Genomic DNA, 15,021 nt, shown 5'->3' with positions numbered 1-15,021 from the left:
GCGTCCCCCGACGGCGCAGGCGAGGCATCCGCGACCCGAACAGCTCCCGGCGCGCCGGTGACCCGACCAGCCGGCAGGAGGCCCCCGCTCGTGGCGAAGCGTCTGCCCTCCCCACCGCCCGTGCTCTCCGGCTACAGCTACGTGCGTCCGCTCGGCACGGGCGGCTTCGCCGACGTGTTCCTCTACGAGCAGGATCTGCCGCGACGGGTCACCGCCGTGAAGGTGCTGATGGTCGACGTGGTCGACGCCGAGGCGCGACGGGCGTTCACCGCGGAGGCCGACGCGATGGCGCGCCTCAGCGCGCACCCGTCGATCGTGACGATCCACCAGGCCTCGATCTCGGCCGACGGGCGCCCCTACCTCGTCATGGAGTACTGCCCCGAGTCGCTCGGCGCACGCGCGAAGCGCGGGCCGGTGCCGGTCGGCGAGGTGCTCGACATCGGGGTGCGCATGGCCGGCGCGCTCGAGACGGCGCACCGCTCGGGCCTGCTGCACCGTGACATCAAGCCCTCGAACCTGCTGGTCAACTCGCTCGGCGCGCCCGTGCTCGCCGACTTCGGCATCGCCGGCACGATCGGCGAGGGCGGCGCGGGCGACACCTTCGCGATGTCGATCCCGTGGAGTGCGCCGGAGGTGCTCGGCGAACGCACGACCGGCACGGTCGCCACCGAGGTGTGGGGGCTCGGCGCGACGCTCTACACGCTGCTCGCCGGCCACAGCCCGTTCGAGCTCGCCGAGCGCAGCCGGAACAGCGTCGATCAGCTCTCGCGTCGCGTGCTCGGCGCGAAGTACACGCCGCTCGCCCCGCGCGGCGTGCCCGCGCGCATCGACACCGTGCTCTCGACCGCGATGCAGCGCGATCCCTCCCGTCGCTACACCTCGATGACCGAGTTCGGCGAGGCGCTGCGCTGGGCGCAGTTCGAGCTCGGCATCGCGCCCACCGGGCTCGAGGTCGCGTCGCCCGAGTGGGCGGCTGCGGCGCCGCTCGGCTTCGCGGACGCCTCGGCGAGGGGCCCGGTCGTGACCACCGTCAACGCCGACTCGCGCCGGGCGGGCCGTGCGGCGGCGGTCGCCGCGGCGAGGCCGTCGGGCCCCGTCGTCGACGACGGCGGGCTCGCACCCGCCCGGTCGCGCGGCGGCTGGCTGAAGCCCGTGCTGATCGGCGTCGGCTCGGCGGTCGCGGTGCTCGCCGCCGGTGCGGTCGGGCTCGTGGTCTCGGGAGTCGTCTGATGGCGGCGCGACGCGCCGAACGGGCGGGCGGCCGGCGCCGCGGGGGGCGGCGCGGGGCGATCATCGCCTCGGTCGCGGGCCTCGCCGCCGTCGCGACGGTCGTCACCCTCGCGGTCACGGCCAACGGCTACGAGGCGCAGGAGGTGCCGCGGCTCGAGACCGCCGTCTGGGTGACGCGTGACAGCGGGCAGTACGCGCGGGTCAACACCGACCTCGCCGAGATCGACCTCGTGCGCGACGTCGAGGACCCGAGCGGGGTCGTGCAGTCGGGCTCCGAGGTCTCGCTCTACAGCCAGGGCTTCCGCCAGCGGTGGCGCATCGATCCCGCCGATCCGGTCGACCTCGTCGCCGAGGACGGCGGCGGTTCGATGCCGACCCCCGTCGGCACCCGCGACGTCGCGACCGCGGGCGACTGGATCGCCTACCGCACCGACACCGGGACGGTGCACGCGGGGCGCATCGACGGCGACGACGCGTTCCCCGTCGACCCGTACGCCGAGGAGCGCACGGAGGACGGCGAGGAGAAGACCTACGCGGCCGCCGCCGTCGGGATCTCGCCCGACGGGCTGATGGCCCTGTACTCGGCACGCGAGGAGGCGGTGCGGACCTTCGACGTCGCGACCGGGGAGTTCGTCGGGCGGGCGGAGGCGATCGCCGATCCGCCGGCGCCCGACGCCCGGCTCGAGCTCACCGTCGTCGGCGAACGCTGGGTCATGCTCGACGCCGCCGACGCCCGGGCGTGGGTCGCGGGTCGTGACGCCTCCGTGCCGGTCGACGTCGCGGCCGACGCGCGCCTCCAGCAGGGGGCGGGGGCTGCGGCGTCGGTGCGCATCGCCGACTCCGCCGGGCTCGTGGAGCTGCGTCTCGACGGCGGCGACGCCGAACGCGTCGTCGACGCGAGCGGCACCCCGGCCGCGCCGATCGTCGCGGGCGGCGAGCTCGTGGCCGCCTGGCTCGGCGTCGACGGGGGCACCGCCTGGTCGAGCGGCACGGGCGAGACAGTTCCGCTCGAGACGCCCGACGGGCAGCGCGAGGCCGAGGGGCCGCAGGCGATCACCCCCGTGCTGCGCGGCAGCGGCGACCGCGCGGTGCTCAACGAGACCTCCTCGGGGCTCGTCTGGACGGTGCCCGACGGCCGCATGGTGCCGATCGAGCAGTGGGAGCTCGACGACGAGGTCGAGGACCGCGTCGGCACCCGGGAGGTCGAGGACCTCGCCCGCCAGGAGCCGCCCGTGGCCGTCGCCGACAGCTTCGGCGTGCGCGCGGGGCAGCAGGTCGAGCTGCCCGTGCTGCTGAACGACCACGACCCGAACGCGAAGGACGTGCTCACGGTCGACCCGGCGTCGATCGCGGGCGGCCTCGCCGACGCCGGCTTCGGCGAGCTGGCGCTCACCTCCAACGACCAGACCCCCGCGGTCCGGGTGCGGGCCGCCTCGGGCTCGACGACGTTCAGCTACGCCGTCACCGACGGCGCCGCGACCTCGCAGCCGGTCACCGTCACGCTCACCGTCGTGCCCGACGAGGTCAACGGCCCGCCCGTCTGGTGCGGCGTTGCCGACTGCGCGCAGCGCTGGCCCGAACCGCAGCTCATGCCCGGCGGCACCGCGCTCGTTCCCGTGCTCCCCGGCTGGGTCGACCCCGAGGGCGACGCCTTCGTGCTCGCCGACGCGCAGCCGGTCGACCCGGCTGCGCCGGTCACCGTCGTGCCGATGGCCGACGGCCGGGTCGCCGTCAGGCACACCGACCCGAACGCGTCCGCCGAGAAGGTGCAGGTGCGCGTCACCGTCGCCGACGTGCACGGCGCCGAGGCCGAGGCGACGCTCGACCTCAGGGTGACCTCGAGCGCCTCGCTCGCCGTGACCCCGGTCGCCGTCACCGCGGGCGCGGGCGAGACGGCGATCGTCGAGATCGTCGAGCACGTCAGCGGCGGATCCGGATCGGTGCGACTGCTCGACGCGGTGCCGACGGCGGCCGCCGCGAGCGGCGGCCTCTCCGTCGCGCCGAACGCGGCCGCGGGCGAGGTCGAGCTCTCGGCCGCCGAGCCCGGCGCCTACCTCGCGACCTTCACCGTGCAGGACGTCGTCACGCGTGCCGAGCAGACGGCGACGATCCGGGTCACCGTCGCCGCTCCGGGCGCGCCGCTCGCCCTCGCCCCGATGACGGCCTTCGTGCGCGTCGGCGAGGACGCCATGGTCGACGTGCTCGGCGCCGCGCAGAACACGAGCGGACGCGTGCTCGTCGTCACCGACGCGGTGGCGATGGCGCCCGAGCTCGGCGTCGGCGTGGTCGCGCAGTCGCAGGTGCGGGCGACCGGAACGACGCGCGACGGCCGGCCGGGTCTCGTCGGCCGCGCGAAGGTGACGATCGCCGACGGGGCCGGGGCGACCGCGGTCGGCGACCTCAACGTCTTCCTCGTCGCGCCCTCGGCCGGCCTCAGCCCCATCGCGATGCCCGACACCGTCACCATGCGCGCGGGCGAGCTCATCTCGATCCCGGTGACGGCCAACGACGTGAGCCCGCGGGCCGAACGGCTCGTGGTGCACCCCGAGGTGACCTCCTCGGGCGCCGAGGGCGAGCTCGCGTTCGCCGCGGGCGACGAGGTGCGCTACCTCGCACCGGCCGTGCCCGGCACCTACGAGCTCGGCTACGCCGTCGGTCTCGAGCAGGCGCCCGAGCGGCTCGACCACTCGACCGTGACCGTCACCGTGCTGCCCGAGGGCGCGAACCGCGCACCCGAGCCGCACCCGCTGGTCGCCCGGGTCCTGAGCGGGCAGAGCGTGCGCATCCCCGTGGCCGCGACCGGCATGGACCCCGACGGCGACCGGACCGTGCTCGCCTCCGTCACGCAGCCGAAGGCCGGACTCGGCATCGCGACCATCTCGGCCGAGGGCGATGCGATCGTCTACACCGCCCCCGAGAGCGCCACGGGCGACGCGCAGCCGGCGTTCGAGTACACCGTGCGCGACGCCTCCGGCGCCGCGGGCACGGCGCAGGTCCGCGTGGGGGTGCTGGCGGCCGCCGTCACCGACGCGGCGCCGGTGACGTTCAGCGACTACGTCCGCGTGCAGCAGTCCGCCGACTCTCCGGTGACGGTCGAGCCCGCCGGCAACGACCTCGACCCCGCGCAGGGCGAGCTCGAGCTCGTGAGGCTCGTGCCGAACGCCCCCGAGGGCAGCGCCGAGTACCGCCGTCTCGAGGCGCTCGTCGACGACGCGACCTCCTTCGGCGACGGTCGCGTGGTGCTGCATCCCGGCGACGTGGTCGGGGCGAACTCGTACCGCTACACCGTGAAGTCGCTGCGCAGCTCGAGCACCGCCGAGGGCCTCGTCGTCGTGAACGTCATCGAGGGCGAGGCGACCGACGCGCCGCTCGTGACCGACACCGTGGTGACGGCGCGCTCGCGGGCCGACCTCCCGACCGACGGCATCGACGTGGTCGCGGGTCACGTGGTGTGGGCCTCGGGCGAGCTCGGCGACCTCGATCTCGAGCTCTGGGGCGACGAGTCGGGCGACTACCGGGTCGAGGGCCACCGCATCACTGGCCCGCTGCCCGACGGCGGGGCGCTCGTGCCCTTCCGGCTGCACGGCGAGGACCGCGCGGGCCGCGAGGCCGAGGCGTTCGGGTTCCTCGTCGTCCCCGCGGCCGACGACCTCCGGGTGCAGCTGCGCGCCGACGCCGAGCCGATCGAGGTGAAGGAGGAGGCGCAGCTCGAGTTCGAGGTGCGCGAGCTCCTCGACCTGCCGAAGGGCGACCGCGTCGAGGTCGGCGCCGACGGCGCCTACACGGTGCAGCGCGCTGCGGCGAGCTGCACGCCCGTCTCGGGCGGCCGTGCGCGGTACTCCGCCGGCGCGGATGCCCCGTGGAGCGACCGCTGCCTCATCCCCGTGCGGCTCGACGGACAGAAGACCTGGTCGTGGATCGGGGTGCCCGTCGCGATCATCCCGAAGGACCCGCAGGCGATCCTCTCCGCGGTGAGCCGCACGGTGGCCCCCGGGGCGACAGAGAAGGTCGCGCTCTACGACGAGATGACCACCTGGGAGGGCGGGCGCGAGGGCGACCGTTCGAAGCTCGACTACTCGGTCGCGTACTCGGGCACCGCGTTCACGGTCGTGCAGTCGGGCGGCAGCGTGAGCTTCGAGGCGCACGCCGACGCCCGCCCGGGCACGCGCGAGACCGCGACGGTCAGCCTGAGCGCGTTCGGCGGGGTCTCCTCGGCCATCACCCTCGTCGTGGGGCAGGCTCCGGCCGATTCGCCGCGCGGCGCCGTGTTCACCCAGCAGTGCTCGGTCGGCAGCGGCACCTCGTGCACCGTCACCGTCATCGGAGTGCCGGGCGAGTACGACCCCTTCGCCGGCAAGACCGGGGCGGGGCTGAAGCTCGAGGGCCTCGGCGCGGGCGCGAACAGCTGCCAGGTCGCCACGATGCGCGCCGCCGACGACCGTTCGATCATCGTCACCTGGCCGAGCGGGCAGAACGCCTTCGGTGGCGAATGCGTCGTGCCGTACGTCGTGGTCGACGCGCAGGGCCGCCCGGGCGAGGGTCGCCTGACGGTCGACCTCCTCGGGCTCCCGCAGCCGCCCGCGTCGATCTCGACCGCCGACTTCACCGCGACGAGCGTGACCCTCGAGGTCTCGCTCGGCGAGGCCCTGCGGGCCCACCCCGCCGTGACCGGCGTCGAGATCCTCGAGGGCGGGCGCACCGTTCCGGCAGAGTGCTCGCCGGGGGCGCCCGGCGTCTGGTGGTGCACCGTCGGCGGGCTCGTGCCCGGCGAACGCCACGACTACGCCGCCCGCGTGGTGAACAGCGTCGGCAGCTCCTCGCCGACGAGCAGCGCGACGACGTGGTCGTACGAGTCGCCGAGCATCGGGGGCGTCAAGCTCACCCCCGTCTTCCGGCAGGGCACCACCTCGCCCTCGGCGGGCGTCGTCGAGCTCGTCGTCACCGCGAAGTCCGACGCGCGCGCCTTCCGGGTGGTCGAGACGGGCCAGGTGATCGACCGCCAGGGCCAGGAGACCCGCACCGACCTCGTCCTCACGCCCGGACCGCAGACGATCACGCTCGTGCCGATCAGCATCTTCGAACCGCCGACGGGGCGCGGCGGCAACGAGGGCGGCTCGGCGACGACGCCCGTGACCGTCGCGGGCGCACCGTACTTCGACCCGAACAACATCGGGGCGACCGCCACGTCGAACAGCTCGCTCATCGTGACCGGCGTCACCCCGAGCGCGAACCACAGCGCACGCGCCGCCGAGACCGTCTACTTCGCCTGGCGCCCGCGTGAGGGATCGCCCGAGTGCTGGACCGACGGCTCGGGCGCCCTCGCGTACGACGCCGGCGGCGCGACCGTGAGCACGGGCCCGACGATCAGCGGCCTCGAGCAGGTCCGCTACAACGTGATGGCGTGCACGTCGAACGGCTTCGGGGTCGCGACCTCGGGGGTCGCCCAGGTGCGGGTGTCGACCTGGCTCGACGAACCGCAGGCGAGCTCGACGACGTACACCGTCGGCCCGGCGCCGAGCGGCGGCGGCAACTCGTTCTCCTACCGGGTGACCGCGGGCCCGTCGCTCACCGCCTCGCCGAACTTCCACGTCGAGTACGTGTTCGACGGCACCGCGGTCGCGGCCGATGCGTTCGCCTCGGGCTTCACCTCGTCGTCGGCGCCGTCGACGATCCTGGCGCGCCAGTGCAGCGACGAGGAGGGGTGGTACTGCTCGCAGGGCATCCCGATCACCCCGACCGGTGCGCCCACGATCGTCGACGTCGACTTCGCCGACAGCTGCGTCGTCGTGCCCAAGAAGCCCGAGGACGAGCGCGGGGTCGTGGTCTCGCCGGCCGCGAGCGGCTCCGTCGTGCTCTCCGACGTGACCGCGCCCGACACCGCCGGGAACGTCTCGTTCACCGTCTCCTTCACCGGCGCGTACGCGAAGCTCACGCCGATCACCCGGACCGGGCCGCCCTGCGCGCCCGGGAACGGCCCCTGACCCGGCCCGCACCCCAGCCCGAGACATCCAGCCCCCCTTCGAGAGGAACCCCAGTGACGATCGCCCCGGAGCAGTCCGCCTGGTTCGCCGAGACGTTCTCGCTCATCGCCGACAACATCGAGCAGGCCGTGCTCGGCAAGCGGCACGTCGTCGAGCTCGTGCTCGCGACGGCGATCTCGGGCGGGCACGTCCTGCTCGAGGACGCCCCCGGCACGGGCAAGACCGCGCTCGCCCGGGCCATCGCGCAGACGATCCACGGCACGAGCTCGCGCATCCAGTTCACGCCCGACCTGCTGCCGGGCGACGTCACCGGCATCACGGTCTTCGACCAGAAGGCCGGGCGGTTCGAGTTCCACGCGGGGCCGGTCTTCGCGAACATCGTGCTCGCCGACGAGATCAACCGGGCGAGCCCGAAGACGCAGTCGGCGCTGCTCGAGGTCATGGAGGAGGGCAACGTCACCACCGACGGCGTCACCCGCCCGGTCGGCAACCCGTTCCTCGTGATCGCGACCCAGAACCCCATCGAGCAGGGCGGCACGTACCGCCTGCCCGAGGCGCAGCTCGACCGCTTCACCGTGAAGACCTCCATCGGCTACCCCGACGAGGCCTCGACCATGCGCATCCTGCAGGCCGTCGGCGCCCCGAAGCCGACGCTCGAGGGCATCGTCGGCACCGACACGATCGTGGCGATGACCGAGCTGTCGCGCGGCGTCTACGTGAACCCGCTCGTCTCCGACTACGTGATGCGGCTCGTCGACGCGACCCGCAGGGCGACCGAGGTGCGCCTGGGCGTGAGCGTCCGCGGCGCGATCGCGCTGTCGCGCCTCGCGATGACCTGGGCCGCAGCTGCCGGGCGCACCTACGCGACCCCCGACGACGTGCGCGAGCTGGCCGTCGCGGCGCTCGCCCACCGCCTCGTGCTCGAGCCCGAGGCCGAGTTCGACGGGGTCACGGCGGTCGCGATCGTCAACCAGATCCTCCTCGACGTGCCCGCTCCCCGGGAGAACGGGGTGGCGTGACCCAGCCGACCGATCTCCTCCGCAAGCCCGCGACCACCGACACGGTCACCTCGACCCGTGGCGCCACGGTCACGCGGCTCGCTCGCACGCGCCGCGGCCCGGTGGCCGAGGGTGCGGCCCGGCTGCGCCGGGGCGCGCGAGCCGTGGGCGGCGCGTCCGCGCGCGCGGTCGCCTGGGTGCGGGAGACGGTCTCTCCGGCGGGGATGCTCCTCATCGGCCTCGCGGTCGCGGGCGTCGTCGCCGCGGCGGCGTTCGGCTGGTTCGAGGGGTGGGTCGTCGCCGCCATGGCGGGCGCCCTCCTGCTCGTGTGCGTGCCCTTCCTGCTCGGCGCCCACGACTACCGCGTGCGGCTCGAGCTCGACCGCGACCGGGTGATCGCCGGGTCCGAGATCAGGGGCACCCTCGACCTCGTGAACGACGGCGCCCGGCCCGCGCTGCCCGGGGTCGTCGACATCCCCGTGGGCGACGGACTCGTCGAGGCCCACGTCCCGCTGCTCCGCGGCGGCGGGCACCACCGCGAGGAGCTGCTCATCGCCGCGCAGCGCCGCGGCATCATCGACGTCGGGCCGATGACGGTCTCGCGCGGCGACCCGCTGCGGGTGCTGCGTCGCGAGATGAGCTGGCCCGAGGTGCAGCGGGTGCACGTGCACCCGGTCACGGTGGCGCTGCCGCCGTCGAGCGCGGGGCTGATCCGCGACCTCGAGGGCGCGCCCTCGAACCAGCTCGTCGACGCCGACCTCTCGTTCCACGCGGTGCGCGAGTACGTCGTGGGCGACTCGCAGCGGCACGTGCACTGGAAGTCGACCGCCCGCACCGGCCGCCTGATGGTGCGCCAGTACGAGGAGTCGCGCCACGCGCGCATCGCCGTCCTCCTCGACCTCGACCTCGACGGCTACTCGAGCGACGACGAGTTCGAGCAGGCGGTGAGCGCCGCCGCCTCGCTCGGCGTGCAGGGCGTGCGCGAAGGACGCGACGTGCTGGTCGGCGTGAGCGCCGAGCTCGACACCGCCGATCGCGGTGCGGTCCAGTCGATGCGGTCGCTGCCGACGGTGACGTCGCGGGTGCTCCTCGACGGGATGTCGGGCCTCTCCGGCGCCTCGGCGGCCGGCGCGGGCGCCGGGGTGATCCGGCTCGAGTCGGTGGCCGCCCTCGTGGCGCAGTCCTTCGGCGACCTCTCGATCGCCTACCTCGTGACCGGGTCGCAGGTTCCGTTGCAGCGGCTCCGTCGTGCGGCCGTCACGCTGCCGCCCGGCATCGCGGTCGTCGCGGTGCGCTGCGAGCCGGGCGCCGAGCCCGCCGCCCGCCGTTCGAAGGAGCTCACCGTGCTCACCCTCGGCGAGCTCGGCGACCTCGGCCAGCTCCTCGCGAGAGGGGCCCTGCGATGAGCGCACCGGCGGCCCGCCGCCGCGCCGAGGCGCCCGCCCCGGGCGTCGACCCGCTGCGCACGGCGCTCGGCATCGGCTACGTCGTCGTCGCGGCGGTGCTCGCGACGGTCGCGGCGTGGCCCGTGTACGCCGCCCCGCGCATGCTCCTGGTCGCGGCCGTCGGCACCGTCGCCGGCCTCGGGCTCGCGATCGTGACGCGGTCGCTGCGCCTGCACGGCCCGCTCGCGGCGCTGTTCGCCGTCGGCGCGACCGCCGTCGTGTACGCCCTGCTCGTGGTGCCCGTCGCCGTTCCGGGCGCGGTCGGCGACGCCCCGACGTGGTTGCGCGGCATCCGCGACGGCTTCGTCGGCGTGATCGTCGGCTGGAAGCAGCTGCTGACCCTCTCGCTCCCCCTGGGGGAGTACCAGGCGGTCCTCGTGCCGTTCCTCCTCGTCATGCTCGTCGGCCCGCTGGTCGCCGGGCTCCTCGTGATGCCCGACCGGCGCAGGTCGCCGCTCGCGGTCGTCGTCGGCTTCGCCATGTCGGGCTTCGGCCTCGCGTTCGGCTCGAGCTCGCTGAGCGAGCCGCTCGTCGTCGGCCCCGTCGTCGTGCCCGCACCGCGCGAGCTCGCGGTCGGCATCGGCGGGCTCGCCGCGGCGCTCGTGTGGCTGCTGCTGCGCTCGCGGTCCATCCGTGCGGTCGCGCTGCGACGGGCGACCGCCGGCACGGTGCAGCGCGCGGGCCTCTCGGGGTGGCCTGCGGTGCGGCGACGCGCGCTCGCCGCCGTGCTCGTCGCGGTCGCGCTCGTCGTCGGAGCCGTCGTCACCCCGGCCGCCGCGCAGCTGACCGACCGCTCGGCCCTGCGCGACCGGATCGAACCCGCCGTCGTGCTCAGGCAGACCGCGACCCCGCTCGCGAGCTACCGGGCGGCGTTCGGCGCCGACCGGATCGAGGAGCCCTGGCTGGTGATCGAGGGCGACACGGGCGGCGTCGAGCGCCTCCGCCTCGCGACGCTCGACAGCTACGACGGCGAGACCTTCCACGTCGCGGCCGCCCGCGACGACGCGGCGGCGCGATTCAGCCGGCTGCCGCGCGCCGACACGCGGATGCCGGGCGACGTCGCCTTCGGGCTCACGGTCGACGACGGCTACGCCGGCGTCTGGGTCCCCGCCCCGCTCGGGCTGCGCGCCGCCCCCGAGTTCGAGGGCCCGCGGCGGGCCGCGCTCGCCGACGGCTTCCACCGCGCCGCCGACGGGGCGACCTCCATCGACATCGCCGCGGTGCCGGATGCCTCGGCGCCGGCCTCGGGCGGCGGGCACGGCCTGCTGCCGGGCGATGCGTACTCGCTCGTCTCGGCTCCCGATGCGCCCGCCCCGCTCGGCGAGCCCGACTCGACCCCGCTGATCGACCTCGACGAGTACCCCGCGCTCGCCGAGTGGGTCGAGATGCAGGAGCAGCCCGCGACCGCCGCGGGCTTCACCGAGCTCGTGGATCGCCTGCGCGGCCGCGGGTACCTCAGCCACGCCGCCGTCGACGGCCCCGACGCCGCCGAGTGGATCTCCCGGCTCGACGCCGGGTACACGTTCCTGCCGAGCTACTCGGGGCACTCCGCCGCGAGGATCGAGGCGCTCTTCACCCAGCTCGTCGACCAGCAGCGGCTGGCCGGTCCCGACGCCTCCGATGCGGCGCTCGTCGCGGCCGTCGGCGACGACGAGCAGTTCGCGACCGCGATCGCGCTGCTCGCGCGGGCACTCGGCTACGAGTCGCGCGTCGTGCTCGGGTTCCGGCTGGCGGGCGCCGAGGAGGTGCCGGGCGCGGCCGCGTGCACCGAGGTGTGCGCCGGCGGGGCGCTGGCGGTCTGGGCCGAGGTGGCCGCCGAGGGGGGCGCCTGGACGCCCGTCGACGCGACCCCGCAGCACGAGGTCGCCCCGAGCCTGATCAAGGAGGGCGAGCAGCTCCCCGAGCACCCGACCACCCCCGATCGCACCGACACCGCGACGGTCGACCCGCCCGCCGCCCAGAGCGAGTCGAGCGAGACCGCGGCGGCGTCGCCCGAGGAGACCGACCTCGGCCTCGCCTCGCTGCTCTCGATCCTCAGGTGGGTCGGGCTGGGCGGCGCCGCGGTCCTCCTGCTCCTGCTGCCGTTCATCGTGCTCGTCGCGGCGAAGGGCGCCCGGTCGCGCCGACGTCGGCACGAGCCGGTGCCCGAAGTGCGTATCGTCGGAGCATGGGACGAACTCGTCGACCTGTACGCGGACCACGGGCTGCCGATCGCGGCGACCACGGACCGCGCGGCCGCCGCGCGGGCGACCGGTCGGCGCGCCGCCGTCGAGCTCGCAGCGAGGGTCGACGGCGCCGTGTTCGCCGGTGACCCGCCGTCCGACGCCGACGCCGAGGCGGCGTGGGCGATCGTCGACGCCGAGCGCGCCGAGCTCCGCGCCCGTGCGCGTGCCCGCGCGCGACTCGCGGCGAAGCTCTCGTTCGCCTCCCTGACCCGCCCCCTCCGCCCCGCTCGCGCATCACTCGAGGAGCCAGCACGATGACCCCAGTCGACTCCCAGCAGCTCGTCGCCGCCACGTTCATGGCGGTCGGGTTCTCGCTTCTGATCGGCATCGGCCTGTACGTCTGGTACGCGGCGATGCTCGCGAAGGTGTTCGCGCGCTTCGGGCAGCCCGCCTGGTCGGCGTGGGTGCCCGTGTACAACGAGATGCAGCTCTTCAAGATCGGCCGCCAGCAGCCCTGGCTCGCCCTGCTGATGTACGTGCCGCTCGCGCAGGTCGTGGGCCTCGTGTTCAAGGTGTTCGCGCTGCACCGGATCAGCACCCAGAGCTGGCGGGGCGTCGGCACCACGGTGCTCGGCGTGCTGCTTCCTCCCGTCTGGGCGACCGTGCTCGCGACGGGGCCCTCGCCCGACCCCGAGCTCGGCCGCATGCCGCTGCGGGGCGCCGGCGCGGGGGAGATCCCGCCCATCGCGCCCGGGGTGCCCGGGGGGCCGCTCGCCGCGGCGCCGCAGCTCGCGCCTGCTCCCCAGCCGGCGCCGCTCGTCGCACCGTTCGTCCCCGCTGCCCCGGTCGCGCCGGCCACGGCGACCGCGGCCGCTGCGCCGATCGTCGCGGCGGCTCCGCCCGCGGCCCCCGCGCACATGTCGGCGGCCGCGCAGGCGTGGGCGTCGCCGCTCAACGATGCGCCCGCGTCCGAGGCCGCACGTGCGACCGCCGCCCCGATCGTGCCGCAGGTCGGCACCGACGACTCCGTCTCCTCCCTCTTCGCCCCGCCGAGCTCCCAGCCCCCGGTGGCCCCGGTCGCCGAGCACGGCGTCGTGGCACCCCGCGTCCCCGGGCGGATCGAGCCGCTCCCGCCGATCCCGCAGGCCCCCGCACCCGAGCCCGCAGCCGCACCGCCCGTCGCGAGCCCGGCGCCGGCTGCCGACGCGGTCCCGCCGCAGCCGAGCGGCGCGGCGGCGGCCTACGCCGCCCTCGCTGCGCCGCTCGCCGCCCAGCCGCCCGCAGCGCCGGCTGCCCCGGCGGCGCCCGCCGCCACGATGTTCGACCCGTTCGAACCGGCCGACGCCCCGACCATCGTCACCGGCGAGGGCGACGACGACCCGTTCGACCGCACCGTCGTGGTCGCCCGCCGACCGCTCGTGCGCTGGCGGCTCGCCCTCGAGGACGGCACGTCGCTCGAGCTCGACGCCCCCGTCGTCGTGCTCGGCCGCAACCCGCGCGCCGCGCTCACCGGCGAGCAGCGCCTCGTCGTGCCCGACCTCAGCCGCACGCTCTCGAAGACGCACGCGGTGCTGCGCCTCGACGGCGAGCAGTGGAGCGTCACCGACCTCGACTCGACGAACGGCGTCATGGTGCCCGACGCGGGCGGCGTCGACCGGCTGATCGACCCGGGCGTGCCCACGCCGGTGGCGGGCCGCCTCGTGCTCGGCACCCTCGCCGTCGCGCTCGAACGGGACGGGCAGCAGGAGGCCCCGCGCTGATGCCCGAACACCGCGTGAGGCTCGCCGCCGCCGCTGCAAGCGACGTCGGGCTCGTCCGCCGCACCAACGAGGACGCCGCGCTCGCCGAGTGGCCGGTCTACCTCGTCGCCGACGGCATGGGCGGGTACGAGGCGGGCGACCGGGCCAGCGCGGCCGTCGTCGACGCGTTCCGCGAGCACGTCGTGGGACGGCCGATGGCGACCGTCGTCGGCGTGCGCGAGTCCCTCGCCGGCGCGAGCGCGCGGGTCGCCGCCGTGGCGGCCGGCACCGATCGGGGTGCGGGCAGCACGGTCGCCGGGGTGGCGCTCGTCGACGACGAGGGCGAACCGGCCTGGCTCGTCTTCAACGTCGGCGACTCGCGCGTCTACCGGCACCACGGCACCGAGCTCGAGCAGCTCACGGTCGACCACTCGCTCGGCCAGGAGCTCGTCGACGGCGGTGCACTGCGCGCCGAGGATCTCGCGACGTTCGAGCGTCGCAACGTCATCACGCGGGCGATCGGCGCGCCCGACAGCACGGCCGACAGCTGGCTGCTGCCCGTCGTGAACGGCGAACGCCTGCTGATCTGCAGCGACGGACTGACCTCCGAGGTGAGCGACGAGGGAATCCGGGCGACGCTCACGATGAGCGGTCGGCCCGAGTCCGCCGCGGCGGCGCTCGTGCAGCGCGCCCGTCAGGCGGGCGGGCACGACAACATCACGGTCGTCGTCGTCGACGTCCTCTCCGGCGGCCTCGACGAGCACGCGGATGCCACGACCGGCGTTCCCCGCATGGCACCCGAGGGCGTCGGCTCGCCCGAGGTCGACGACGAGACGACGATCCCGGTGCGGAGGCGTTCATGAGCGACGAGCACGCGGGTTCGATGCTCGACGACCTCGAGTACGACGACCTCCACGACGAGGCGACCGTGGTCGTCTCCCGCGTCGACGACGAGACGGTCGTCGTCGAGCGCACGGTCGTCCGCGGCGACGCCGGCGCCGAGTCCGCGGCCGCGGACTCGGCCGATGCGACAGTGGTCGTCCCGCGCACCTCCGGCTCCGACGAGGCGACGGTGGTCGTCGACCGGGGCGACTCGTCGAAGCCCCGGCTCACCCACCGGGGCGCGCCCGTCATGCACGCGCCGACCCGACGCGATCGTCGCCGGCCCGCGCCCGCACCGGTCTCCGAGGAGGTGCTGCGGACCGCCGAGCCCGGCGCCGGCCCCGGAGTGCTCGACCGCTACGAGGCGCGCGCGCCCGAGGCATCCCCGCCGCCGCGACCGCCGAGGTTCGCCGCGGGGCCGCCGCCGACCCGCGACACGACCGCGACCCTGCCCTCGGTCGCGCGTCGTTCGCGGCGCACGGCCGTCGCCTCCATCGCCGTCTTCGCCGGAGCGTGCCTGCTCAGCGTCGTCGGGCTCGTCGCGCTCGCCGTGACGGTGCTCGGCGACCTGTTCGGCTGAC

At 75.5% G+C, this 15,021-nt stretch carries 8 protein-coding genes; all 8 read left to right on the top strand.

All coding sequences use genetic code 11. The features are described 5' to 3' along the window. The first annotated feature begins 90 nt into the window (after positions 1 to 90). Genes ACFVSL_RS05655 through ACFVSL_RS05620 form a run of 8 tightly spaced genes read left to right on the top strand, consistent with a single transcriptional unit; the run spans position 91 to position 15,020 of the window. Positions 91 to 1,230 (top strand): serine/threonine-protein kinase, encoded by a 1,140-nt coding sequence (locus ACFVSL_RS05655; protein WP_386939231.1) that lies wholly within the window; start codon positions 91 to 93, stop codon positions 1,228 to 1,230. Then, on the top strand, positions 1,230 to 7,211 hold the full coding sequence (locus ACFVSL_RS05650) for an Ig-like domain-containing protein (RefSeq protein WP_386939229.1): 5,982 nt from the start codon (positions 1,230 to 1,232) through the stop codon (positions 7,209 to 7,211). The genes ACFVSL_RS05655 and ACFVSL_RS05650 overlap by 1 nt, the downstream gene beginning before the upstream one ends. 53 nt (positions 7,212 to 7,264) lie before the next feature. Continuing rightward, positions 7,265 to 8,230, top strand: a complete 966-nt coding sequence (locus tag ACFVSL_RS05645; RefSeq protein WP_386939227.1) for an AAA family ATPase — start codon at positions 7,265 to 7,267, stop codon at positions 8,228 to 8,230. Continuing rightward, positions 8,227 to 9,615 (top strand): DUF58 domain-containing protein, encoded by a 1,389-nt coding sequence (locus ACFVSL_RS05640; RefSeq protein ID WP_386939226.1) that lies wholly within the window; start codon positions 8,227 to 8,229, stop codon positions 9,613 to 9,615. The genes ACFVSL_RS05645 and ACFVSL_RS05640 overlap by 4 nt, the downstream gene beginning before the upstream one ends. Continuing rightward, a complete protein-coding gene (locus tag ACFVSL_RS05635; RefSeq protein ID WP_386939224.1) occupies positions 9,612 to 12,137 on the top strand; it encodes a transglutaminase domain-containing protein in 2,526 nt (841 codons plus the stop codon). The genes ACFVSL_RS05640 and ACFVSL_RS05635 overlap by 4 nt, the downstream gene beginning before the upstream one ends. After that, positions 12,134 to 13,579 (top strand): DUF5684 domain-containing protein, encoded by a 1,446-nt coding sequence (locus tag ACFVSL_RS05630; RefSeq protein ID WP_386939222.1) that lies wholly within the window; start codon positions 12,134 to 12,136, stop codon positions 13,577 to 13,579. The genes ACFVSL_RS05635 and ACFVSL_RS05630 overlap by 4 nt, the downstream gene beginning before the upstream one ends. Then, the gene (locus ACFVSL_RS05625) at positions 13,579 to 14,421 is read left to right on the top strand and encodes a PP2C family protein-serine/threonine phosphatase (protein WP_386939221.1); all 843 of its coding nucleotides are present in this window, start codon (positions 13,579 to 13,581) and stop codon (positions 14,419 to 14,421) included. The genes ACFVSL_RS05630 and ACFVSL_RS05625 overlap by 1 nt, the downstream gene beginning before the upstream one ends. Continuing rightward, entirely contained in the window at positions 14,418 to 15,020 is a 603-nt protein-coding gene (locus ACFVSL_RS05620; RefSeq protein ID WP_386939219.1) for a hypothetical protein, read from the top strand. The genes ACFVSL_RS05625 and ACFVSL_RS05620 overlap by 4 nt, the downstream gene beginning before the upstream one ends. Position 15,021 lies beyond the last annotated feature (1 nt).

This window comes from Agromyces sp. NPDC058064 (genome assembly GCF_042885275.1).
Taxonomy (GTDB): Bacteria; Actinomycetota; Actinomycetes; order Actinomycetales; family Microbacteriaceae; genus Agromyces.
The sequence above is the reverse complement of the archived record's forward strand: the minus strand, read 5'-3'. Positions and strand labels throughout refer to the sequence as shown.